Genomic DNA, 20,870 nt, shown 5'->3' with positions numbered 1-20,870 from the left:
GGCAAGGCACCGGCATGGATCTCGCACTCGTCGTTCTCATCCAGGTGCTCTACGCGGTGGCGAGCCTGGTCATCGTCTCGGCCGGGCTGGCCGTCATCTTCGGGATGATGAAGGTCATCAACCTCGCGCACGGCGAGTTCATGATGCTCGGTGCCTATGCCGTCATCGCGGCGCTCAAGATCGGTATCAACCTGTGGATCGCGATGTTCATCGTCGCGCCGATCGCGGTGGGCCTGGTCGGCGTGGTGCTGGAGCGGCTGGTCATCCGCCGCCTCTACGGCCGCATGGTCGACACCATGCTGGCCACCTGGGGGCTGTCGCTGCTGCTGGTGGGCATCGTCACCTCGGTGGCGGGCAACACCACGGCCGGCGTCTCGGCGCCGCTGGGCAGTTTCTCCGTCGGCGCCTATTCGGTCAGCGGCTACACGCTGGTGATCATCGCGGTTGCCGTGGTGCTGTCGCTCGCGATCCGCTTCGTGCTCACGCGCACGCAGCTGGGCCTGATCGCACGCGGCACCATGCAGAAGCCCGACATGGCGAACGCACTCGGCATCAGCCCGAGCCGCGTGTACTCGGTCACCTTCGCGGTGGGCGCCGCGCTCTCCGGCCTGGCCGGCGGGCTGCTCGCGCCGCTGACGGGCGTGGTGCCGACCATGGGCGCCGCCTTCGTGGCCAAGGCCTTCATCACCGTGATCGGCGGCGGGCCGGCCATCCTGGCAGGCCTGATCGGCGCATCGACGCTGTTCGGCGCCATCAACCAGCTCGCGACCTTCGTGACCACGCCGGTGCTGGGCGAGGTGGCGCTGCTCGTGGCCGCGATCGTGATGCTGCGGCTGCTGCCGCAAGGCATCACCGGGCGTTTCTTCAAGGGGTCCCTGTGAATCGTTTTGCCAAGTCCTGGGCCAGCGCGGCGATCAGCCTGGCCGTTGGCGTCGCGCTGCTCTTCGGCCTGCCCGGCGTGATGGACGACTACACGCTGATCGAAGTCACGATCTACGCCGTCATGTCGATCCTCGGCGTGAGCCTGGCCTTCATCTGGGGCTTCGGCGGCATCCTGTGCTTCGGGCAGGCAGCCTTCTTCGGGCTCGGCTCGTACACCTACGCGATCGCGATGATGAACATGGGCGACAGCACCGTGCCCTTCCTGCTCGCGATCGTGGTCCCCGCGCTGTTCGCCGCGCTGCTGGGCTACGTGATCTTCTACGGCCGGCTGTCGGACGTGTACATGGGCGTGATCACCCTCACCGTCACGCTGATCCTGTTCAACCTGATCAACTCGACCGCCGGGCCGGAGTGGCGCATCGGCAGTGCGCCGCTGGGCGGCTTCAACGGCATCCCGGCAATACCGACGCTCAACTGGCCCGGGCAGCAGGACGAGGTGCTCACGCCGAAGGACCTGTTCTACGTCACCTTCAGCTGCCTGCTGCTGGTCTACCTGGGGCTGCGCGTGCTGATCAGCTCGAAGATCGGCCGCGTGATCGTCGCGGCCAAGGAGAACGAGCAGCGCGTGCTGCTGCTGGGCTACGACGCGCGCGCCTACAAGCTCTTCAGCTTCACGCTGGGCGGCGCCATCGCGGGCCTGGCGGGCTGCCTGTTCGCGAACTGGGGTGCATTCACGAGCCCCACCATCTTCGGCCTCGGGCAGTCGGCGCAGATCATCATCTGGGTCATCGTCGGCGGCCTGGGCACGCTGGTCGGGCCGATCGTCGGCTGCATCGCCATCCAGTGGCTCACCTCGCAGATCGGTACGCAGCAGACCTTCAATTCCAACCTGGTGCTCGGCGGCATCCTGGTGGTCTTCGTGCTGCTGGTGCCACGCGGCATCGTGCCGACCCTCGGCGACCTGATCGACATGGCCTGGCGGCGCCTGCGCAAGACGCCGGCCCATGCCCCGAAGGCGGCCTCGCCCGCGGCAGCCCCCAAGGCCCCGGTCGAAGCGCCGCCGCACGCGCTGGCCGCAACGGAGACGGCCCCATGACGACACCCCTGATCGAGACCCGCAACCTCAACGTGCGCTTCGGCGGCGTGCACGCCACGCGCGACGTGAACTTCACGCTGGCCGAAGCCGAGCTGCGCTGCGTGATCGGCCCGAACGGCGCCGGCAAAAGCACCTTCTTCAAGCTGCTGACCGGCCAGGTCAAGCCGACCTCGGGCCAGATCCTGTTCCGCGGCCAGGACATCTCGAAGATGCAGCCGCACGACCCGGGCCGCCTGGGCATCGGCATCAAGACCCAGGTGCCGAGCCTCTTCAACGGGCTGAGCGTGTGGGAGAACGTGTGGCTCTCGGCGCGGCGCCTGAACAGCACCGCGCAGGCCGACCGCATCACGCGCGAGACGCTCGAACGCGTGGGCATGCATGCCTACCGCGACGTCACGGCCGGGCTGCTGGCGCACGGCATGCGGCAGTGGGTCGAGATCGGCGTGGTGATCGCGGCCGATCCGCCGCTGATCCTGCTCGACGAACCGGCCGCCGGCATGAGCGACGCCGAGGTGGCGCGCACGGCCGAACTCATTCTGGAAATCAACCGCCAGCATGCGCTGGTGGTGGTGGAACACGACATGAACTTCATCCGCATGATCGCCAGGAAGGTCACCGTGCTGCACCAGGGCGCCGTGATCAAGGAGGACACGCCGGACCGCATCATGAGCGACCCGCTGATCCAGCAGATCTACCTCGGCAAGAAGCCGCACTGACCCCGAAGGCGCACCACAACATGCTGGACGTATCGGGTCTTCACGCAGGCTACGGGGCCATCCCCGTGCTGCACGACATCTCGCTGAAGATCGCACAAGGCGAATCGGTCGGCATCCTCGGCCACAACGGCATGGGCAAGACCACCATGCTGCGCACGCTGATCGGCGCGCTGCGTGCCACATCGGGCACCGTGCGCTTCGGCGATGCCGACGTCACGCGCCTTGCGCCACATACGCGAGCCCGCCTGGGCATGGCCTACGTGCCGCAGGGGCGCGAGATCTTTCCGACGCTGAGCGCGATGGACAACCTGCGCATGGGCCTGGTGAAGACCGGCGAGCGCACGCTGCACACCATCGAGGCGCTGCTGGAGGACTTTCCGCGCCTCAAGCCGCTGCTCGAACGGCCCGGCGGTTCGCTCTCGGGCGGCGAGCAGCAGTTGCTGGCGCTGGCCCGCGCACTGGCCGGAAAGCCCACGCTGCTGCTGCTCGACGAGCCCACCGAAGGCATCCAGCCTTCGATCATCGAGGAGATCGCCGAAACGCTGGCGGCGCTGCGCGACCGCATGAAGCTCACGATCGTGCTGGTGGAGCAGAACCTCGAGTTCATCGCCGCCGTGTCGCAGCGAGTGCTCGTCATCAAGCGCGGCCAGATCGGCGGGGAGATCCCGCGCGAGCACCTCGGCGATTTCGAAATCATGAGTCAATACACAGGAGTCCATGGATGAGCAACGAACTGCATTACCTCGAGCTGGTGGACATCGGCCAGCGCATCCAGCGCAAGGAGCTCTCGCCGGTCGAGGTTACGCAAGCACAGCTCGACCGCATCGGCAAGGTCGACGGCGCGCTGAAGAGCTATGCGATGGTGACGGCCGATCAGGCGCTGGCCGAAGCGCGCCGCGCCGAGGCGGAGATCGCAAAGGGCCAGATTCGCGGGCCGCTGCATGGCGTGCCGGTCGCGGTAAAGGATCTGTGCTGGACCGAAGGCGTGGCCACTGCCGCCGGCATGACACTCTACCGGGACTTCGTGCCCACCGAGGACGGCACGGCCGTGCGCAAGCTGCGCGAGGCCGGCGCCGTGATCCTCGGCAAGCTGCAGCTGACCGAGAGTGCCTATGCCGACCACCACCCGACGGTCACGCCGCCAGTCAATCCGTGGAATGCGGCGCACTGGTCGGGCGCGTCGTCGAGCGGCTCGGGCGTCGCGACCGCGGCGGGGCTTTGCTATGGCTCGCTGGGCACCGACACGGGCGGCTCGATCCGCTTCCCCAGCGCCGCCAACGGGCTCACCGGCCTCAAGCCGACCTGGGGCCGCGTGAGCCGCTACGGTGCCTTCGAGCTGGCCGCGACACTCGACCACATCGGCCCGATGACGCGCAGCGCCGCCGATGCGGGCGCGATGCTCGGCGCCATCGCGGGCGCCGACCCCAAGGACCCGACCGCGAGCCTGGCGGCCGTGCCCAACTACCTGGCGGGCATGCAGCGAGGCCTGCGCGGCTTGCGCGTGGGCATCGACGCACGCTGGAATGGCGAGGGCGTCGACGCGCAGACCTTGAAGGTGATGCAAGGCGCGCTCGCGGCCGTGCGCGAGCTGGGCGCCGAAGTGCGCGAAGTTGCCTTCCCCGACCCGGCGCAGGTCATCGCCGACTGGTTTCCGCTCTGCGGCATCGAGGCGGCCGTGGTGCACGAGTCGACCTACCCCGCACGCAAGGACATGTACGGCCCGGCCCTGTCCGGCCTGCTCGACCTCGGCCGCGCACAGAGCGGCATGGACTACCAGAAGATCGTGCTGAACCGCCATGCCTTCAGCGGCCGGGTGCGGGCGATGTTCGAGGGCATCGACCTGCTGCTGGTGCCGGCCCACGGCGTGGCGTCGCCCACGCTCGCGCGCATGGCCACCTTCGGCGAGGACGCCGCGCTGATGTCCGCCATGCTGCGCTACACATGCCCCTTCGACATGAGCGGCAGCCCCACGATCACGCTGCCGGGCGGCTTCACCGAGGCCGGCACGCCGGTTGCCTTCCAGTTCGTCGCCCGCCATTTCGAGGAAGAACTGCTTGTGCGCGCGGGCTGGGCCTTTCAGCAGGCGACCGACTGGCACCAGCGGCATCCGGCGCTTTGAAGGCGTACGACACGATCATCGTGGGCGCCGGCACCGCAGGCTGCGTGCTGGCGAACCGGCTGTCGGCCGATCCGGCCCGCAAGGTGCTGCTGCTCGAGGCGGGCAGGGCCCCGCCCCGCGCCTCCAGCATTCCGGCGCTGTGGTCGTCGATGCTGAACACCGAGGTGGACTGGAGCTTTCATACCGAGCCGCAGCCAGGTTGCAAGGGAAGGCGCCTGTACTGGCCCAGAGGCAGGATGGTCGGTGGATCGGGCGCCCTGAACGCGATGATCTACATGCGCGGCGTGCCCTCCGACTACGACCGCTGGGCAGCGGCCGGATGCAACGGGTGGAGCTGGAAAGAGGTACTGCCGTTCTTCAAGCGGTCCGAGCAGAACCTTCGGCTTGGCGCTTCGCCCCTGCACGGCAGCGAAGGGGAGCTGGTCGTCTCCGACATCGCGCACGTCGACGCGGTGGAACGCCTCTGGCTGCAGGCCGCGCAGGCAGCCGGCTTGCCGGCGAACGAAGATTTCAATGGCCCGCGCCAGGAAGGCGTCGGGCTGTTCCAGGCCACGGTGAAGGACGGCGCGCGCTTCGGCACCGGCAGTGCGTTCCTGGCGCCCGCGCTGGCGCGTCCCAACCTGTCCCTGCACACCGGCGTGACACTCCTGCGCCTGATCTTCGAAGGTACGCGGGCGACCGGCGTGGAGTTTCTTCACAACGGGATTCCCGGACGCATCACCGCCTCTTCCGAGGTGGTGCTCTGTGCAGGCGCCGTGGGCTCGCCTCACCTGCTGCTGAACTCGGGCATCGGTGCGGCCGACGAGCTTTCCCGCGTCGGCATACGCCCGCTGATCGACCTGCCCGGCGTCGGCAAGAACCTGCAGGACCACGTCAATGCCTCCATCACCTGTGCCACGCACGAGCGGTTCGGCATTGCACAGGCTGCGGACGAGGAAGCGGCGCTCCACATGAAGCTGTGGGAGCAAGACCGCAGCGGACCGCTCGCCTCGAACTGGTCTTCATGCGGGGGCTTCGCGCGCGTCGGGCCCGGCACCGGCGACCCCGACCTTCAGCTCTATTGCATCCCCAGCGCCAACCGCGACCACAACCGCCATCTCTCGGCAGGCCCGGGCATCACGCTTTTCTCGGTCCTGCAGCGACCGCAGAGCCATGGCGAGCTGCGCCTGCGTTCCGCCGATCCGCTCGAGGCGCCGGCCATCGACCCTCGGTACTTCAGCGACGCGCAGGGTAGCGACCTGCAGCTTCTGGTGGAAGGCATCCGCCTGAACCGGGAGATCTTGCGCCAGGCGCCCATCGCCGAACACCTCGGCGATGAGATTTCAGCCAGTGCGGGCGCAGTCAGCGATGCGCAGCTGCGCGATTTCGTTCGCGGCCACGCATCCACCCTGTATCACCCGACCAGCACCTGCAAGATGGGCATCGACGACCTGGCAGTCGTGGACCCGACGTTGAAGGTTCATGGCATCGAAGGCCTCTATGTGGCCGATGCCTCGGTGTTCCCTTGCATGGTTTCGGGCAACACGAATGCACCGACGGTGATGGTGGCGGAGCGTGCGGCGCACTTCATCGCCCCCTGAGCCGCCCGTTACCGGCTCAAGGCAATGAGGCTCCACACGATCGCCACGAGCTGGGCGAGGTTGATCAGGATTGCGGTGATGTGAGTCCTGCGGAATCCCGGGATCGCATCCATGTAGTTGGACTGGATCTGCGCCCCGAGCGCGTCCATCTTGGGAATGACCTTCTTGCGCAGCGCGACGGCAATCAACGCCAGCGCCGCAGCACCCACCGCGAGCCCCGGGCGACCCGCAAATGCAAAGCTGACGGCCGTTGCAGCCGCGGTAACGAATGCGGCGCGGTAGTAGATGTTGAAGAAGCCCCGCACAAAGCGGGCGTCGAGCGGCGTGTCGTGCTTCAGCACCAGGAGCGGGATGGAACCCATGATGAAGTAAGCCGTCGTGACGAGAAGTGCCACCGTGAAGAACAGGGCGGCAAACATGGCAGCAGACATCTTGGTTTTCCTCCACGCCATGGGGCTTGGGACGACCGGCACATTATGGGCATTGGCCCGCTGCCGTCCACTGGTGGCTGCCCTGCCCCGGGGTCATCGGCTATCGTCCTGTTCATGTCGCTCGCGCAACCCTCACTCACCGGCCCTCGCCTTCTGCTGCGCCCGCTGCTCGCTTCCGACGCAGCGGCGCTCGCCGAGGCAGCCTCTGACGGCGAACTCTGGAGCCTGCCGTTCACCGTCGTGCCCTCGGCCGAAACCGTCGATGCCTACATCGGCAACGCCCTCGCCGGCCGGGACGCCGGCACCGTGATGCCCTTCGCCACCGTGCTGCGCGAGACCGGCAAGGTCATCGGCTCCACGCGCTTCTGGAAGATCGACCGCATCAACCGCAAGCTGGAAATCGGCAGCACCTGGATCGCGGCCTCATGGCAGAAGACCTTCGTCAACACCGAGGCCAAGCTGCTGATGCTGCGCTACGCTTTCGAAGAACTGCAATGCGTGCGCGTGCAGCTCACGACCGACGAGATCAATGCCAAGTCGCGCGCGGCCATTCTTCGGCTCGGTGCGAAGCAGGAAGGCGTCGTGCGCAACGAACGCATCATGCCGGACGGCCGCAAGCGCAATTCGGTGCGCTTCAGCATCATCGACGACGAGTGGCCGGCGGTAAAACAGCAACTGGAAGCGCGAATCCGTGCATGAATGTCGCGCATGAACCAAATGGAGAGTGCCCATGTGCCGCAGCATCAAGACCCTCTACAACTTCGAGCCGCCGGCCACCGAGCAGGAGATCCGCGCCGCCGCGCTGCAGTTCGTGCGCAAGCTCAGCGGCTTCAGCGTGCCGTCCAGGGCGAATGAAGAAGCCTTCGAACGCGCGGTCGATGAGGTGGCCGCCACCGCGGCGCGGCTGATCGACTCGCTGGTCACCACGGCCGAGCCGCGCGATCGGGCCATCGAGGCCGAGCGCGCCAAGGCCCGCGCCGCCGTGCGCTTCGGCAGCACCCCCGCCGGATAACCTGCCGCCAGCGTCGCGGCATCGCCTTTGATATGGTGCTCTCCAGCACCACCATGCGAATTCCGAGCGTATGAAAAAGACCTACACGGGCGGCTGCCATTGCGGCGCCGTTCGATTCGAAGCCGATATCGACCTGAGCCTGGGCACCCTGCGCTGCAACTGCTCGATCTGCACCAAGACCCGCTTCTGGCCCGCCATCGTCGCGACCGATGCCTTCCGGCTGATCGAAGGCGAATCCGAACTCAGCGAGCAGATGCTCGACACCCGCAACAGCCACTACATCGTCTGCAGGCATTGCAGCGTGCGCTCCTTCGGCGTGGGCCATTCGCCCGAGACCGGCGCGAGCGCCTATGGCGTGAACGTGACCTGCCTGGACGACATGGACCTCGACGACCTCGCCAACTCGCCGATAAGCTACGTGGACGGACACCGCGGCACCTGGCACGTCGCGCGCACAGCCATCGGAATCTGACGAAGAGAACCGCTTCCCGCACAAACCACCATCTGGAGATATGCACATGCCCATCGAACTCTGGCTCGCCTTCGTCGCGGCCTCCGCCGTCATGCTGATCATTCCGGGGCCGACCATCCTCACGGTGATCAGCTATTCCATGTCGCACGGCCGCCGCGCCAACGTGCCGCTGGTGGCGGCCGTGGCGCTCGGCGACTCGACGGCGCTGGTGGTGTCGCTGCTGGGGCTGGGCGCGCTGCTGGCCACATCGGCCTTCTGGTTCACGGTAGTCAAGTGCGTGGGCGGGCTGTACCTGCTGTACCTCGGCATCAAGCTGCTGCGCGCGGGCATCTCGTCCACCGAGGTGGCCGCGCCGGCCGCGCCCGCATCGCGGCTGCGGCTGTTCGCCAACACCTACCTGGTGACGGCGCTGAACCCGAAGGGCATCGTGTTCTTCGTGGCCTTCCTGCCGCAGTTCATCAGCCCGACGGCCGACGTGACGCGCCAGCTCTGGGTGCTGGCCGTCACCTTCGTGGTGCTGGCGGCGACCAACGCGACGCTCTATGCAGTGTTCGCTGGCTCGGCGCGCAAGCTGCTGTCGTCGCCGCGCGCGCAGCGGCGCTTCAACTTCGCGGGTGGCTCGCTGCTGAGCGCGGCGGGCATCTGGGCTCTGATGGCACGCCGCCCGGTGTAGCCGCCCCGCGCAGCCCCATGAAAAAAGGCCGCGAAGCGCCATGCTTCGCGGCCTTTTCTTTCGTTGCCGCTCAGTTGCGGTACGGGTTGTTCGGATTGCGGTCGTAGCGGTTGGGGACGCCGTCGTTGTCACGGTCCCTGTCATAGCGGTTCGGCACGCCGTCGCGATCGCGGTCGCCGTAGTGCTGGCCGCGCGGCGGTGGCGGACGGTCGTAGGGTGCGACCACACAGCCGGCCAGGATGGCCGATGCGGCCAGCAGGATCGCCAATGTCTTCGTCATGTGAGTTCTCCTTGGAGTGTTTGTGAAACCGGGGTTCGCCTCCTGCGAGCCGGTACTGCATTGAAGGCCACGCCGGTACGCGTTGGGTTTCCGCATTGAAGCCCCCGCGTGAAGTTCGTTACCGGATGTGGAACCTGCAGAGAACTCTGAGCCGGAGTTCCAGCTCCGGCAAGGCGGCGGGTCGCCCGTCCCCAAGTAGGCGAGGTTCCCGTGGTGCATCGCCGAGAATGTCGTGGCCTCACGCCTTTCGGACACGAATCTTTTCGATGCAGCTCGCGCCCCTCATTCCCGCCCGCAAGACCCTCGCCGCTGCCCTGCTGGCCGTGGCTTGCGCGCACCCTGCCTGGGCTCTCGTCAGCTTCGAGGAAGTGAAGCGCGATTTCCGCTCGTCCGACACCGCGGTGCTCGACCGCAACGGCGAGCTGCTGCAGCGCGTGCGCACCGACCCCACCGTGCGTCGCGGCCAGTGGACCGCGCTGGCCGATGTGTCGCCCGCGCTGCGCACGGCCATGGTGCTGAGCGAGGACAAGCGCTTCTACGAGCACAGCGGCATCGACTGGCGCGCGGTCTCTGCCGCCGCCTGGGGCAACTTGTGGAACACGCGCACACGCGGCGCCTCGACCATCACGATGCAGCTGTCGGGCCTGCTCGACGAAGACCTGCGCCGCAACTCGAGCGGGCGCAGCTTCACGCAGAAGATCGGGCAGACGGTGGCGGCCGCGCAGCTGGAGCGCAACTGGCGCAAGGACCAGATCCTGGAGGCGTACCTCAACACCGTGCCGTTCCGCGGCGAGATCGTGGGCATCGACGCGCTCTCGCGCACGCTGTTCGGCAAGGCGCCGAGCGGGCTCGATGCGCGCGAGGCGGCCGTTGCGTCGGCGCTGGTGCGCGCGCCGAATGCCAAGCCCGCCGTGGTGGCGCAGCGCGCCTGCGAGGTGCTGCGCGCGATGGAGCCGCAGCAGAAGACCGACTGCGAGGCGCTCGACATGTTCACCAGCGCGGCGGTGCAGCGAAAGGCCTTCGAGGCGAACGAAGGGATTGCGCCGCATGCGGCGCGGCGTGTGCTGCGGGAACTGAGGGACGCGAATGCGGGGGCAGCCCCCGCCCCGCCCCTCGCCCAGCGGCCGAAGGAGAAAGACAGGGAAGTCGGCGTGCGAACGACGCTGCGCGCACCGCTGCAGCGCTTTGCGCTCGACTCCCTGCAGCGCCACCTGCGCGAATTGCGCGAGCGCCATGTGGAAGACGGTTCGCTCGTCGTGCTCGACAACGCGACGGGCGAAGTGCTCGCCTGGGTCGGCTCCTCCGGTCCGCTGAGCCAGGCGGCCGAGGTCGATGGCGTCACCGCCTTGCGCCAGCCTGGCTCCACGCTCAAGCCACTGCTCTACGGCCAGGCGATTGCCGAGCGGCGCATCACCGCGGCCTCGCTGATCGAGGATTCTTCGGCGCAGATCAGCACCGCCAGCGGCCTCTACATTCCGCAGAACTACGACCGCCGGTTCAAGGGCCCGGTATCGGCGCGCACCGCGCTGGCTGCGTCGCTCAACGTGCCGGCGGTGCGCACGCTGGTGATGGTGTCGCCCGAGGCCTTCGCGCGCGAACTGCGCGCCGCCGGCCTGCCGCTGCGCGAGAGCGGTGACTACTACGGCTACAGCCTCGCGCTGGGCAGCGCCGAGGTGTCGCTGCTGTCGCTCACCAATGCCTACCGCATGCTGGCCAACGGCGGGCGCTACGGCACGACGACGCTGACCGCGCGGCCACCTGTGCCTGCGGACAAGACGAAGGCAGGCGCCCCGCCGCTGCTCGACCCGCGCGCCGCCTTCATCGTCGGCGACATCCTCTCCGACCCGAACGCGCGCACGCGCACCTTCGGCCTCGACAGCATCCTCTCCACCCGCTTCTGGACGGCCGTGAAGACCGGTACCAGCAAGGACATGCGCGACAACTGGGCCGTGGGCTGGTCGCAGCGCTACACGGTGGGCGTGTGGGTCGGCAACGCCAGCGGCGAATCGATGTGGGACGTGAGCGGCACCAGCGGCGCAGCGCCGGTGTGGGCCGAGGTAATGCGCTTCCTGCACGCACGCGAGCCGAGCCGCGCGCCCGCGCCGCCGCCGGGCCTCGTCGAAACGCGCGTGAGCTTCGGCCCCGGCGTCGACGGCAACCCGCTCGAAGCGGCGCGCAGCGAATGGTTCCTGCAGGGCACCGAGCAGCCGCTGTTCGCGCTCGACACCGGCATGGCGGCCGACACCGTCTCGGCGCGCATCACCGCGCCGACCGACGGCACCATCATCGCGCTCGACCCCGACATTCCGCCCCAGCGCCAGCGCGTGCGCTTCGACTCGGAAGGCCGCGGCGTGCAGTGGCGCGTCGACGGCAAGCCGTTTGCGCGCGGCAACAGCGTGCAGTGGTTTCCCTGGCCCGGGCGCCACGTGATCGAACTGGTGGACGCCAGCGGCAAGGTGGTCGACCAGCGCCGGCTCGAAGTGCGCGGCGCGGGCGTGGTGACGAAAAGCGCGCGCCGGTAATTGGCCCGGTTGCCGTCCGGGCCAATCACCGGATGTACAGTCCGGGCTTCGGACGGCAAAATTCGTCCAATCATTGAATGACTAGGCCCACCTGATGCTCGCCCAAGCCCCTCGCACCTCTCTGGCGGACACCGCTGCCGACAGCATCCGCGCCGAAATCTCCGCCGGCCGCTGGGCCGTCGGCTCCCGCATTCCCATCGAGCCGCAGCTCGCGCAACTGCTGGGCGTGAGCCGCGGCACGGTGCGCGAGGCGGTCAAGACGCTGGTGTCGCGCGGGCTGCTCGAAGTGCGCCAGGGCTCGGGCACTTACGTTCGCTCAGGGTTCGACCCGTCGTCCAGCCTGCAGAAGATGCGCCTGGCCAGCCTGCGCGACCAGTTCGAGGTGCGCCGCGCGCTCGAAGTGGAGGCCGCACGGCTCGCGGCGGTGCGCCACACGGCGCGCGACCTGCGCCGCCTGCACACCCTGCTGGACAAGCGCGGCACCTTCGACGCCAGCGACAACGGCGCGGGCTTCATCGAACGCGACCTCGCCTTTCACCTCGCCATCGTCGACGTGTCGGGCAATCTCGCGCTGGCCGAAACCTGCCGCTTCATCACGGGCTACATCAAGGAAACCATCGCGAGTTCGCTGGGCAGCAGCAACCTGCCCGAGCCCGACGAGGCCGCGCACCGCGCCATCGTCGAAGGCATTGCCAGCCGCGACCCCGACGTGGCCGCCGCGGCGGTGCGCACCTTCATGGCGCCGATGATCAACGCGCTGGCGCTGGGCTCGTGATGAGTTCGGCCACTTTCGCGCAGGGCAACGGCGCCACTACGCGCCACGCAAGCAACGACCTGCTGATCGACGCCGAAGCCGACAGCCTGCCCATGCCGCGCCCCACACCCGCACCAACACTCGCCCGCCGAATCCTGCTCGGCGCGAGCGTGGTGCTGATCGCCTTCAACCTGCGCCCGGTGTTCGCCAGCCTCTCGGTGGTGCTGCCGGAAATCATCAAGGCCACCGGGCTCTCGTCCACCGCCGCGAGCCTGCTGACCACGTTGCCGATCGTCTGCCTCGGCGTGTTCGCGCCGCTCGCGCCCAGCCTGGGCCGGCGCTTCGGCACAGAGCGAACGCTGCTCGCGTGCATGGTGCTGATCCTGGTCGGCACGGTGCTGCGCGGCACCGGCAACATTCCGCTGCTGTTCCTGGCCTCGGCCATCGCGGGCAGCGGCATCGCGGTGTCGAACGTGCTGCTGTCGGGCCTGGTGAAGCGCGACTTCGCGGCGCAGGCGGCGCTGATGATGGGCCTGTACACCATGGCCGTGTGCGGCGGCGCGGCCAGCGCCGCCGGCCTCACGGTGCCCATCGAGCACGCGCTGGGCGGCGGCTGGACCATGGCGCTCGCTATGTGGGCGCTGCCGGCCGCGCTGGTCACGCTGATCTGGGCGCCGCAGGCGCTGCCGCTCAAGCCTGTGGCGAGCGAATCGGGCTTCACGGTGCGTGGCCTGTGGCGCGACAGGCTGGCGTGGCAGGTCACCTTCTTCATGGGGCTGCAATCAGCCCTTGCCTACATCGTGATGGGCTGGCTCGCGCCGATATTGCGCGAGCGCGGCCTCGGCAGCGAAACAGCCGGCTACGTGGTGTCGCTGTCGGTCATGACGCAGGTGGTCACCTGCCTCGTGGTGCCGGCGCTGGCGGTGAAGCTGCGCAACCAGCGCGGGCTGGCCGTGGTGCTGGCGATGCTCACGGTGGGCGCCATGCTGGCGATGCTGTTCGCGCCGCTCGGTGGGGTATGGGCCTGGGCCGTGCTGCTGGGCATTGCGCAGGGCGGCACCTTCGCGCTGGCGCTCACGATGATCGTGCTGCGCTCGCCCGACTCGCACGTGGCCGCGCACCTCTCGGGCATGGCGCAGGGCGTGGGCTACATGGTGGCGGCCTTCGGTCCGCTGGTGGCCGGGCTGCTGCACGGCTGGACGGGGAGCTTTCGCGCCTCGTCGTGGCTCTTCATCGGGCTGGGCATCGCGCTCGTCGTCGCGGGGCTGGGCGCCGGCCGCACGATGCACGTGGGCACGACGACCGTGCCCCGGCACTGAGCAGGTCTGCTGCCTTACTGCGGCCCGCCGCAGAAATCCGCGCGTTCGGTGGTCTTCGCGGTGAAGCGGATGCGCGTGCTGCTCGCTGAGCTTTTCGGCTCGTTCTGCGGCCACTCGCTCTGCAGCCAGGTGTATTGCCACTCATACGGCGCACCCGGCTTCGCGGCTTCGCCGTAGGCGATGCGCAGGCTGCCGTTGCTTTCGTCGTGGCAGTGCTTCGAGGTCTTGTATTCCTTCTCACTGAAGCAGGCGCGGATCATCTTGAAGCACGAGAACGGAATGCCTTCTTGCACGGCCTTGCCGCCTTCGAGCGGGATGAAGTCGGCCGTGTCGAACGAGGCGCCACCGCCGGAGTACCCCTCGAACACGGTCTGCAGCACGGCCACGGCCCACTTGCCTTCAGCCAGCGGGTAGAGCGCGGGCGCAAGCGACAGGTGCGTGTCGGGCCGGTCGGCGTCCTTCTTCAGGCCCTGCGCGTAGTCCGAGAAGTCATGGAGGCGATCGAGCTGCCAGCTCTTCGCATCGATGCCTCGCTTGATGCGCGCCATGACCAACGGCTCGCCAGAGAGCACCACGTAGTCATTGGGCGAAGCGCCGCGCGGGCGGTACAGGCCGAGCTCCTGCACGTCGCAGGGCTGCGGCAGCAAGGCACAGAGGTGCGCTCGCCATTGCGCATCGAGCGACTCGGGCTTCTTCACGGCATCGAACACCTGCGCGGACGGCGCGGCGAGCACGGGGGCGGTGAACGGCAGGGCGAGCAGCAGCGGCAACAGCTTTTTCATGGAGCCGAATGGTAGCCACGGCCTGGGCGTTGCGCGAGGGTCGCTTGCTAAAGTCGGCCCGACCATGAATCTTTCTTCTCCTCCCCTTCTCCGGATCGATGCGCTGCGCTTCGCGTACCCCGACCAGCCTGCGCTGGTGTCGAACTGGAGCGCATCCATCGGCCCGGGCGTCACGCTGCTCTATGGCGACACGGGCACCGGCAAATCGGCGCTGCTCCAGGTGATTGCAGGCACGCTGCCCGCCACCGGGCGGCTGACGGTGTCGGGGGTGAGCCTCGATACCGCGCCCGAGGCCTATCGCCGCCAGGTGTTCTTCGTCGATCCGGTGACCGACCGCTTCGACCAGCTCACCGCACGCGAATGCACGGCCTCGCTCGTCGAGGGCGACGCAGGCTTCAGCGACGCGAAGTGGCAGGCCATTGCCGACGGCTTTGCGCTCGCCCCGCATCTGGACAAGAAGATGTTCATGCTCTCGACCGGTTCGAAGCGCAAGGTGTGGATGGCAGCCGGGCTTGCATCGGGCCGCCCGCTCATCCTGCTCGACGAGCCGACGGCCGGGCTCGATGCGCCGTCGACCCGCTGCCTGTGGGCCACGCTCACCGGCTTTGCGGACCAGTCGAAGCAGGCGGTCATCGTGGCCAGCGCGGCGCGCATCGACACGGTGCCGCTCGCGGCCACCATCGAGCTGCCGCTCGACTGAAGCGTCTCTTCAGGCCGCGTCGAAGTTCGTGCTGCGGCTCACGGCCTCCCAGGCCTCCATGTCCTTGAGCAGCGCCTGCGCATGCGCACGCACCGCATCGACCGAATCGTCGCCCAGTTGCAGGCGCAGCGGCGTGTGTTCGGCGTCCAGCGCCTTTTCGATGGCTGCCGCGGCCTTGCGCGGATCGCCGGCCTGCGTGTTGTGCATGGTGTGCGCGAACTCGCGCGTGGCGCCCACCACCGGCTGGTAGGCCTCGATCACCGGCATGTGGCGCATGCCGCTGCCCGCGAGCTGCGTGCGGAACTGGCCCGGCTCGACGATCAGCACCTTGATGCCGAAGGGCGCGACCTCCTGCGCCAGCGCTTCCGAAGCGCCCTCCAGCGCGAACTTGGAGGCCGAGTACGCGCTGAAGCCCGAGAACGACAACTGCCCGCCCAGGCTGGAGATGTTGACGATAGCGCCCGACTGCTGCGCGCGCAGCACCGGCAGCGCGGCGCGGGTGACGGCCATGGCGCCGAAGAAGTTGGTGTTTATCAGGGCGCGCAGCTCGGCGTCGGGGGTTTCTTCTAGCGCGCCGACCACGCCGTAGCCGGCGTTGTTGATGAGCACGTCGATACGGCCGAAGCGCGCGACCGCGGCTTGAACGGCGGCTTCGGCTGCGCCGGCTGCGTCCACGTCGAGCGGCGTGGCCAGCACGCGGTCGGGCGCCAGCGCCACGAGATCGGCGAGGCGGCCGGCGTCGCGGGCGGTGGCGACCACGTTGTGGCCCTGCGCCAGCGCGTGTTCGGCAAAGGCGTGGCCGAAGCCGGAAGCAGCGCCGGTGATGAACCACGTCTTGCGGGTTTCGGGAGTGTTGGCGGTGGTGGACATGAGGGTGGCTCCTTCGGTATTTGCGGGTTGTTGGAGAGGCATGGCGTGACTGTTCCAGCAATCGCATTCATCGACTAGACGGTTCAAATCGAATGCACCTTGCGATACGATGCATGAATGGACCGCACCCTGCTCCCGCACCTCGCGATCGTGCTGGCGGTGCACCGGCGCGGCGGCTTCGCGGCTGCCGCGGCCGAACTGGGCATGAGCGCCTCGGCCGTGAGCCACGCGGTGCGCGCCGTCGAAGACCACCTGGGCCAGCCGCTGTTCGCACGCACCACCCGCAGCGTGCGGCTCACCGAGGCCGGCGCCGGCTTCATCGGCATGCTCAGCCCCGCCATGGGCGAGATTGCCGATGCGGTCGACCGCTTCGGTGAAGCATTGGGGCGCGTGAGCGGCGTGCTGCGCATCAACGCGCCGCACGTGGCGCTGCCGCTGGCCATGACGCCGCTGGTGGCCGAAATGTCGCGCCGCCACCCCGAACTCACGGTCGAAATTACCTGCGACGATGGCTTGGCCGACATCGTCGCCGGCGGCCACGACGCGGGCGTGCGTCTGGGCCACACGGTGGCGCAAGACATGGTCGCCGTGCGGCTCACGCCGCCCTTCCAGGCCATCATGGTGGCCACGCCGCGCTACCTGGCTGCGGCCGGCGAGCCGCGCAACATCGACGCGCTGCAGCAGCACAACTGCATCGGCTTTCGCTTCGTGACTTCGGGCGGCGTGTACGCCTGGGACCTGCGCGACAAAGCAGGCGCCCACGTGTCGGTCGAAGTGCCGGGCACGGTGCGCGTCACCGACGCGCTGTATGCCCGCGATCTGGCACTGGCCGACGTGGGCATTGCCTACATCTTCGAGCCGCTGGTGCGCGCCGAACTGCGCGACGGCCGCCTGCGGCAGCTGCTGCCGCGCACGGCTTTCGACGAACCGGGGCTGTTTTTGTACTTTCCGCGCCGCGCGGCGCAGGCACCCAAGCTGCGCGCTTTTGTCGACCTGGCGCGGGAAATGCTGAAGCCTTAAAGCGCCCGCCGAAGGGGGGTCATCGGGCCCCATCCGGCCAAACCCGGCCCCAGCCGGGCGACAATCGGGGATTCCGGCGAAAACACCCCTATCCCCGTTCCGCCGGAAGTTCCAGCCAACCCGACAACCCAGGATCTACGGAAGCAAGCGCATGAGCTCGAAGCAACCCACCATCGTCTACACCCTCACCGACGAGGCGCCCCTGCTGGCGACCTACGCGTTTCTGCCCATCATCCGCGCCTTCACCAACCCGGCCGGCATCAACGTGGCCACCAGCGACATCTCCGTGGCGGCCCGCATCCTGGGCGAATTTCCCGAGCTGCTGAGCGACGACCAGAAGGTGCCCGACAACCTGGCCGAACTGGGCAAGCTCACGCTCAAGCCCGAGGCCAACATCATCAAGCTGCCCAACATCAGCGCCTCGGTGTCCCAGCTCAAGTCGGCCATCAAGGAACTGCAGGGCAAGGGCTACAAGATCCCCGACTACCCGGAGAACCCGACCTCGGACGAGGACAAGGACATCCGCGCGCGCTACAACAAGTGCACCGGCAGCGCGGTGAACCCGGTGCTGCGCGAAGGCAACTCCGACCGCCGCGCGCCCAAGGCCGTGAAGGAATACGCACGCAAGAACCCGCACAGCATGGCCGACTGGAGCCAGGCCTCGCGCTCGCACGTCTCGCACATGCACGGCGGCGACTTCTACCATGGCGAAAAGTCCATGACGCTGGACCGCGCGCGCAACGTCAAGATGGAGCTGATCACCAAGAGCGGCAAGACCATCGTGCTCAAGCCCAAGGTCGCGCTGCTGGACCGCGAGGTCATCGACTCCATGTTCATGAGCAAGAAGGCACTGCTGGCCTTCTATGAAAAGGAGATCGAGGACGCGCACAAGACCGGCGTCATGTTCTCGCTGCACGTCAAGGCCACCATGATGAAGGTCTCGCACCCCATCGTGTTCGGCCACTGCGTGAAGATCTTCTACAAGGAAGCCTTCGAGAAGCACGGCAAGCTGTTCGACGAGCTGGGCATCAACGTCAACAACGGCATGATCGATCTCTACAACAAGATCGCCACGCTGCCGCAGAGCACGCAGGACGAGATCAAGCGCGACCTGCACGCCTGCCATGAGGGCCGCCCCGAGCTGGCCATGGTCGACTCGGCCAAGGGCATCACCAACTTCCATTCGCCCAACGACGTGATCGTGGACGCCTCGATGCCCGCGATGATCCGCAACGGCGGCAAGATGTGGGGCGCCGACGGCCGCCTGAAGGACGTGAAGGCCGTGATGCCCGAATCGACCTTCGCCCGCATCTACCAGGAGATCATCAACTTCTGCAAGTGGCACGGCGCCTTCGACCCCAAGACCATGGGCACGGTGCCCAACGTGGGCCTCATGGCCCAGAAGGCCGAGGAGTACGGCTCGCACGACAAGACCTTCGAGATCCCGGAGGACGGCGTCGCCAACATCACCGACCTGGACAGCGGCGAAGTGCTGATGAGCGAGAACGTGGAGCAAGGCGACATCTGGCGCATGTGCCAGGTCAAGGACGCCGCGATCCGCGACTGGGTCAAGCTGGCCGTTACCCGTGCGCGCAACTCGGGCATGCCGGTGGTGTTCTGGCTGGACGCCTACCGCCCGCACGAGGCGCAGCTGATCACCAAGGTCAAGATGTACCTGCACGAGCACAACACCTCGGGCCTGGACATCCAGATCATGAGCCAGGTGCGCGCCATGCGCTACACGCTGGAGCGCGTCGTGCGCGGCCTGGACACCATCAGCGCCACCGGCAACATCCTGCGCGACTACCTGACCGACCTGTTCCCCATCATGGAACTGGGTACCTCGGCCAAGATGCTGTCGATCGTGCCGCTGATGGCCGGCGGCGGCCTGTACGAGACCGGCGCGGGCGGCTCGGCCCCCAAGCACGTGCAGCAGCTGGTGGAAGAAAACCACCTGCGCTGGGACTCGCTGGGCGAATTCCTCGCGCTGGCCGTGAGCCTGGAAGACCTGGGCCTGAAGACCGGCAACAAGAAGGCCGCCATCCTGGCCAAGACGCTCGACACCGCCACCGGCAAGCTGCTCGACAACAACAAGAACCCGTCGCCCAAGACCGGCCAGCTCGACAACCGCGGCAGCCAGTTCTACCTGGCCATGTACTGGGCGCAGGAACTCGCCGCGCAAACGGACGACAAGGAACTGCAGGCCCAGTTCGTGAAGCTGGCCGGCACGCTCGCCAGCAACGAGCAGAAGATCGTCGACGAACTCTCGGCCGTGCAGGGCAAGCCGGTGGACATCGGCGGCTACTACCTGGCGGACCCCGCCAAGTTCGAAGCCGTGATGCGCCCGAGCGCCACGCTCAACGCGGCGCTGGCGTCGGCCCAGGGCTGATGGGTATCGAGCGGGTGGCAGCCATGAAGCCTTGGCTCGCAATGCTTCCCGCCGCGCTGGCCCTGGCTGGCGCGGCAGGCACTGCGCACGGGGCCGAAGACTGCGAAGCCCTGCGCACCCGCGTCGAATCGAAGATTGCCGCGGCCGGCGTGGCGCGCTTCACCGTCACCGTCATCGATGCCAACGCATCGGCGAACGGCCAGGTGGTGGGCAGCTGCGAGCTCGGCAGCAAGAAGGTCGTGTACCTGAAGGACGCCGGGTCCGGGCCGGGCTCGGCCCCGGCGGTCCCGCCCATATCGTCGGGCGAACCGATCCTCACCGAATGCAAGGACGGCACCGTGTCCGTCGGCGGCGACTGCAGGAAGTAGACGGGGCAGCGCTCAGCGCTTCCCCACCACCCGCGCAATCCAAGCCAGCAACACTGCCTCGACTTCCTCACGATTGACCTCGTTCAGCGTCTCGTGTCGCGCGCCGCCGAACACGTGGCACGACACATCGCGCAGCCCCGCCTCGCGGTAGCGCTGCACCAGCGGATAGAACCACTCGGCCTTGTTGCTGACCGGGTCCTCATCACCGATGAACAGATAGAGCGGCAGCTCGGGCCGGATGTGCTTGCGCATCGCGGCAGGCGTCAGGTCGGCGAGATTCGCGAACATCGAACCCAGCCCCTCGGCCGATACCGTGAAGCCGCACAGCGGATCGGCAATGTAGGCATCGACCTGCGCCGGATCGCGGCTGAGCCAGTCGAAGGGCGTGCGAACGTCTGGCAATGCGGCGTTCATGTCTTCCAGCTTGAAGCCAGACTGCAATGCGGCACCCAGCAAGTCGAGCGCCGAAGTGCCCGAGAGCACCGCGCCCGCCAGCAGTGCGCTGTGTTTGACGAGGTAGTACTGCGTGGCGAACGAGCCCATGCTGTGGCCCACAAGAATCAGCGGCAGGCCGGGATGCACGCCGCGCACGTGATGGCTCAGCAGCGCCATGTCGTCCACCAGCCCGGCGAACGCGCGCGGTCCGAACTCGCCCAGTTCGCCGCGCTCTGAGGCTCCCTTGCCATGGCCGCGGTGCTCGTTCGCATAGACCACGTAGCCGGCCTGCACCAGCGCATCCGCCAGATGCCGGTAGCGCAGCGAATGCTCGCCCATGCCGTGCGCCAGCTGGATGACGGCACGCTGCGTCGCGCCCTGCCAGCGATGGACCTCCACCGTGACGCCGTCGTGGGCGGTCAGTTCGAAGTGGGTCTCGGTGGTGGGCAT

At 67.9% G+C, this 20,870-nt stretch carries 22 protein-coding genes; 17 read left to right on the top strand and 5 right to left on the bottom strand.

Annotated features, from left to right (window positions below; translation table 11 throughout):
* Positions 1–14 precede the first annotated feature (14 nt).
* Genes ACTG4X_RS09340 through ACTG4X_RS09315 form a run of 6 tightly spaced genes read left to right on the top strand, consistent with a single transcriptional unit; the run spans position 15 to position 6,393 of the window.
* On the top strand, positions 15–881 hold the full coding sequence (locus ACTG4X_RS09340; RefSeq protein ID WP_440533675.1) for a branched-chain amino acid ABC transporter permease: 867 nt from the start codon (positions 15–17) through the stop codon (positions 879–881).
* Positions 878–1,978 carry a branched-chain amino acid ABC transporter permease gene (locus ACTG4X_RS09335; RefSeq protein ID WP_257014912.1) on the top strand — a complete coding sequence of 367 codons (1,101 nt, stop codon included), beginning with the start codon at positions 878–880 and terminating at the stop codon, positions 1,976–1,978. The genes ACTG4X_RS09340 and ACTG4X_RS09335 overlap by 4 nt, the downstream gene beginning before the upstream one ends.
* Entirely contained in the window at positions 1,975–2,694 is a 720-nt protein-coding gene (locus ACTG4X_RS09330) for an ATP-binding cassette domain-containing protein (RefSeq protein ID WP_093049222.1), read from the top strand. The genes ACTG4X_RS09335 and ACTG4X_RS09330 overlap by 4 nt, the downstream gene beginning before the upstream one ends.
* Positions 2,695–2,714: 20 nt before the next feature.
* Positions 2,715–3,419, top strand: a complete 705-nt coding sequence (locus tag ACTG4X_RS09325) for an ABC transporter ATP-binding protein (RefSeq protein ID WP_440533674.1) — start codon at positions 2,715–2,717, stop codon at positions 3,417–3,419.
* Positions 3,416–4,813 (top strand): amidase, encoded by a 1,398-nt coding sequence (locus ACTG4X_RS09320; RefSeq protein ID WP_440533673.1) that lies wholly within the window; start codon positions 3,416–3,418, stop codon positions 4,811–4,813. The genes ACTG4X_RS09325 and ACTG4X_RS09320 overlap by 4 nt, the downstream gene beginning before the upstream one ends.
* Positions 4,810–6,393: a GMC family oxidoreductase gene (locus ACTG4X_RS09315; protein ID WP_440533672.1), complete on the top strand. Its 1,584-nt coding sequence runs from the start codon at positions 4,810–4,812 to the stop codon at positions 6,391–6,393. Before ACTG4X_RS09320 ends, ACTG4X_RS09315 begins: the two co-directional genes overlap by 4 nt.
* Positions 6,394–6,401: 8 nt before the next feature.
* Here ACTG4X_RS09315 and ACTG4X_RS09310 read toward each other — a convergent pair whose 3' ends face one another.
* Positions 6,402–6,812, bottom strand: a complete 411-nt coding sequence (locus tag ACTG4X_RS09310; RefSeq protein ID WP_256330673.1) for a hypothetical protein — start codon at positions 6,810–6,812, stop codon at positions 6,402–6,404.
* A 126-nt stretch (positions 6,813–6,938) separates the two neighbouring features.
* On the opposite strand from ACTG4X_RS09310, the gene ACTG4X_RS09305 reads away from it, so the two are divergent.
* The 4 genes from ACTG4X_RS09305 (at position 6,939) to ACTG4X_RS09290 (ending at position 8,981) form a co-directional block, all read left to right on the top strand.
* The gene (locus ACTG4X_RS09305; RefSeq protein ID WP_097199840.1) at positions 6,939–7,523 is read left to right on the top strand and encodes a GNAT family N-acetyltransferase; all 585 of its coding nucleotides are present in this window, start codon (positions 6,939–6,941) and stop codon (positions 7,521–7,523) included.
* 31 nt (positions 7,524–7,554) lie between these two features.
* On the top strand, positions 7,555–7,836 hold the full coding sequence (locus ACTG4X_RS09300) for a DUF2277 domain-containing protein (protein ID WP_097199841.1): 282 nt from the start codon (positions 7,555–7,557) through the stop codon (positions 7,834–7,836).
* A gap of 70 nt (positions 7,837–7,906) precedes the next feature.
* Entirely contained in the window at positions 7,907–8,308 is a 402-nt protein-coding gene (locus ACTG4X_RS09295; RefSeq protein WP_093075662.1) for a GFA family protein, read from the top strand.
* Positions 8,309–8,354: 46 nt separating this feature from the next.
* Positions 8,355–8,981: a LysE family translocator gene (locus ACTG4X_RS09290; RefSeq protein WP_440533671.1), complete on the top strand. Its 627-nt coding sequence runs from the start codon at positions 8,355–8,357 to the stop codon at positions 8,979–8,981.
* 70 nt (positions 8,982–9,051) lie between these two features.
* Here the strand turns inward: ACTG4X_RS09290 and ACTG4X_RS09285 are convergent, their stop codons facing one another.
* Positions 9,052–9,261 carry a thrombospondin type 3 repeat-containing protein gene (locus ACTG4X_RS09285; protein ID WP_093049198.1) on the bottom strand — a complete coding sequence of 70 codons (210 nt, stop codon included), beginning with the start codon at positions 9,259–9,261 and terminating at the stop codon, positions 9,052–9,054.
* A 266-nt stretch (positions 9,262–9,527) separates the two neighbouring features.
* Here ACTG4X_RS09285 and pbpC point away from each other — a divergent pair, with 266 nt between their 5' ends.
* The 3 genes from pbpC (at position 9,528) to ACTG4X_RS09270 (ending at position 13,856) form a co-directional block, all read left to right on the top strand.
* The gene (pbpC, locus tag ACTG4X_RS09280) at positions 9,528–11,783 is read left to right on the top strand and encodes a penicillin-binding protein 1C (RefSeq protein WP_440533670.1); all 2,256 of its coding nucleotides are present in this window, start codon (positions 9,528–9,530) and stop codon (positions 11,781–11,783) included.
* A gap of 94 nt (positions 11,784–11,877) precedes the next feature.
* Positions 11,878–12,558, top strand: coding sequence for a FadR/GntR family transcriptional regulator (locus tag ACTG4X_RS09275; RefSeq protein ID WP_093049192.1), 681 nt, complete (start codon positions 11,878–11,880; stop codon positions 12,556–12,558).
* Positions 12,558–13,856 carry a CynX/NimT family MFS transporter gene (locus tag ACTG4X_RS09270; protein ID WP_440533669.1) on the top strand — a complete coding sequence of 433 codons (1,299 nt, stop codon included), beginning with the start codon at positions 12,558–12,560 and terminating at the stop codon, positions 13,854–13,856. Before ACTG4X_RS09275 ends, ACTG4X_RS09270 begins: the two co-directional genes overlap by 1 nt.
* A 14-nt stretch (positions 13,857–13,870) precedes the next feature.
* Here ACTG4X_RS09270 and ACTG4X_RS09265 read toward each other — a convergent pair whose 3' ends face one another.
* Positions 13,871–14,638 carry a hypothetical protein gene (locus ACTG4X_RS09265; RefSeq protein ID WP_097199846.1) on the bottom strand — a complete coding sequence of 256 codons (768 nt, stop codon included), beginning with the start codon at positions 14,636–14,638 and terminating at the stop codon, positions 13,871–13,873.
* A gap of 64 nt (positions 14,639–14,702) precedes the next feature.
* Between ACTG4X_RS09265 and ACTG4X_RS09260 the strand changes: the two genes are divergently transcribed.
* Positions 14,703–15,338, top strand: coding sequence for an ABC transporter ATP-binding protein (locus tag ACTG4X_RS09260; RefSeq protein ID WP_097199847.1), 636 nt, complete (start codon positions 14,703–14,705; stop codon positions 15,336–15,338).
* A 9-nt stretch (positions 15,339–15,347) separates the two neighbouring features.
* Here the strand turns inward: ACTG4X_RS09260 and ACTG4X_RS09255 are convergent, their stop codons facing one another.
* Positions 15,348–16,208 (bottom strand): oxidoreductase, encoded by an 861-nt coding sequence (locus ACTG4X_RS09255; RefSeq protein ID WP_440533668.1) that lies wholly within the window; start codon positions 16,206–16,208, stop codon positions 15,348–15,350.
* 117 nt (positions 16,209–16,325) lie between these two features.
* Between ACTG4X_RS09255 and ACTG4X_RS09250 the strand changes: the two genes are divergently transcribed.
* The 3 genes from ACTG4X_RS09250 (at position 16,326) to ACTG4X_RS09240 (ending at position 19,985) form a co-directional block, all read left to right on the top strand.
* Positions 16,326–17,228, top strand: coding sequence for a LysR family transcriptional regulator (locus ACTG4X_RS09250; RefSeq protein ID WP_093049179.1), 903 nt, complete (start codon positions 16,326–16,328; stop codon positions 17,226–17,228).
* 151 nt (positions 17,229–17,379) lie between these two features.
* A complete protein-coding gene (locus ACTG4X_RS09245; protein WP_093049177.1) occupies positions 17,380–19,617 on the top strand; it encodes an NADP-dependent isocitrate dehydrogenase in 2,238 nt (745 codons plus the stop codon).
* A gap of 23 nt (positions 19,618–19,640) precedes the next feature.
* Entirely contained in the window at positions 19,641–19,985 is a 345-nt protein-coding gene (locus tag ACTG4X_RS09240; protein WP_097199850.1) for a DUF1161 domain-containing protein, read from the top strand.
* 12 nt (positions 19,986–19,997) lie between these two features.
* Here the strand turns inward: ACTG4X_RS09240 and ACTG4X_RS09235 are convergent, their stop codons facing one another.
* On the bottom strand, positions 19,998–20,870 hold the full coding sequence (locus ACTG4X_RS09235; RefSeq protein ID WP_097199851.1) for an alpha/beta fold hydrolase: 873 nt from the start codon (positions 20,868–20,870) through the stop codon (positions 19,998–20,000).

It is taken from the genome of Variovorax sp. YR566, from assembly GCF_051992195.1.
GTDB lineage: Bacteria > Pseudomonadota > Gammaproteobacteria > Burkholderiales > Burkholderiaceae_C > Variovorax.
This window is presented reverse-complemented; position numbering and strand designations above follow the sequence as displayed.

What these genes read in the sequence shown, in the direction of transcription:
- ACTG4X_RS09340 (WP_440533675.1), top strand. Translation starts at nt 15, where the DNA reads ATGGATCTCGCACTCGTCGTTCTCATCCAGGTGCTCTACGCGGTGGCG.
- ACTG4X_RS09330 (WP_093049222.1), top strand. Translation starts at nt 1,975, where the DNA reads ATGACGACACCCCTGATCGAGACCCGCAACCTCAACGTGCGCTTCGGC.
- ACTG4X_RS09325 (WP_440533674.1), top strand. Translation starts at nt 2,715, where the DNA reads ATGCTGGACGTATCGGGTCTTCACGCAGGCTACGGGGCCATCCCCGTG.
- ACTG4X_RS09320 (WP_440533673.1), top strand. Translation starts at nt 3,416, where the DNA reads ATGAGCAACGAACTGCATTACCTCGAGCTGGTGGACATCGGCCAGCGC.
- ACTG4X_RS09310 (WP_256330673.1), bottom strand. Translation starts at nt 6,812, where the DNA reads ATGTTTGCCGCCCTGTTCTTCACGGTGGCACTTCTCGTCACGACGGCT.
- ACTG4X_RS09305 (WP_097199840.1), top strand. Translation starts at nt 6,939, where the DNA reads ATGTCGCTCGCGCAACCCTCACTCACCGGCCCTCGCCTTCTGCTGCGC.
- ACTG4X_RS09300 (WP_097199841.1), top strand. Translation starts at nt 7,555, where the DNA reads ATGTGCCGCAGCATCAAGACCCTCTACAACTTCGAGCCGCCGGCCACC.
- ACTG4X_RS09295 (WP_093075662.1), top strand. Translation starts at nt 7,907, where the DNA reads ATGAAAAAGACCTACACGGGCGGCTGCCATTGCGGCGCCGTTCGATTC.
- ACTG4X_RS09290 (WP_440533671.1), top strand. Translation starts at nt 8,355, where the DNA reads ATGCCCATCGAACTCTGGCTCGCCTTCGTCGCGGCCTCCGCCGTCATG.
- ACTG4X_RS09285 (WP_093049198.1), bottom strand. Translation starts at nt 9,261, where the DNA reads ATGACGAAGACATTGGCGATCCTGCTGGCCGCATCGGCCATCCTGGCC.
- pbpC (WP_440533670.1), top strand. Translation starts at nt 9,528, where the DNA reads ATGCAGCTCGCGCCCCTCATTCCCGCCCGCAAGACCCTCGCCGCTGCC.
- ACTG4X_RS09275 (WP_093049192.1), top strand. Translation starts at nt 11,878, where the DNA reads ATGCTCGCCCAAGCCCCTCGCACCTCTCTGGCGGACACCGCTGCCGAC.
- ACTG4X_RS09270 (WP_440533669.1), top strand. Translation starts at nt 12,558, where the DNA reads ATGAGTTCGGCCACTTTCGCGCAGGGCAACGGCGCCACTACGCGCCAC.
- ACTG4X_RS09265 (WP_097199846.1), bottom strand. Translation starts at nt 14,638, where the DNA reads ATGAAAAAGCTGTTGCCGCTGCTGCTCGCCCTGCCGTTCACCGCCCCC.
- ACTG4X_RS09260 (WP_097199847.1), top strand. Translation starts at nt 14,703, where the DNA reads ATGAATCTTTCTTCTCCTCCCCTTCTCCGGATCGATGCGCTGCGCTTC.
- ACTG4X_RS09255 (WP_440533668.1), bottom strand. Translation starts at nt 16,208, where the DNA reads ATGTCCACCACCGCCAACACTCCCGAAACCCGCAAGACGTGGTTCATC.
- ACTG4X_RS09250 (WP_093049179.1), top strand. Translation starts at nt 16,326, where the DNA reads ATGGACCGCACCCTGCTCCCGCACCTCGCGATCGTGCTGGCGGTGCAC.
- ACTG4X_RS09245 (WP_093049177.1), top strand. Translation starts at nt 17,380, where the DNA reads ATGAGCTCGAAGCAACCCACCATCGTCTACACCCTCACCGACGAGGCG.
- ACTG4X_RS09240 (WP_097199850.1), top strand. Translation starts at nt 19,641, where the DNA reads ATGAAGCCTTGGCTCGCAATGCTTCCCGCCGCGCTGGCCCTGGCTGGC.
- ACTG4X_RS09235 (WP_097199851.1), bottom strand. Translation starts at nt 20,870, where the DNA reads ATGCCCACCACCGAGACCCACTTCGAACTGACCGCCCACGACGGCGTC.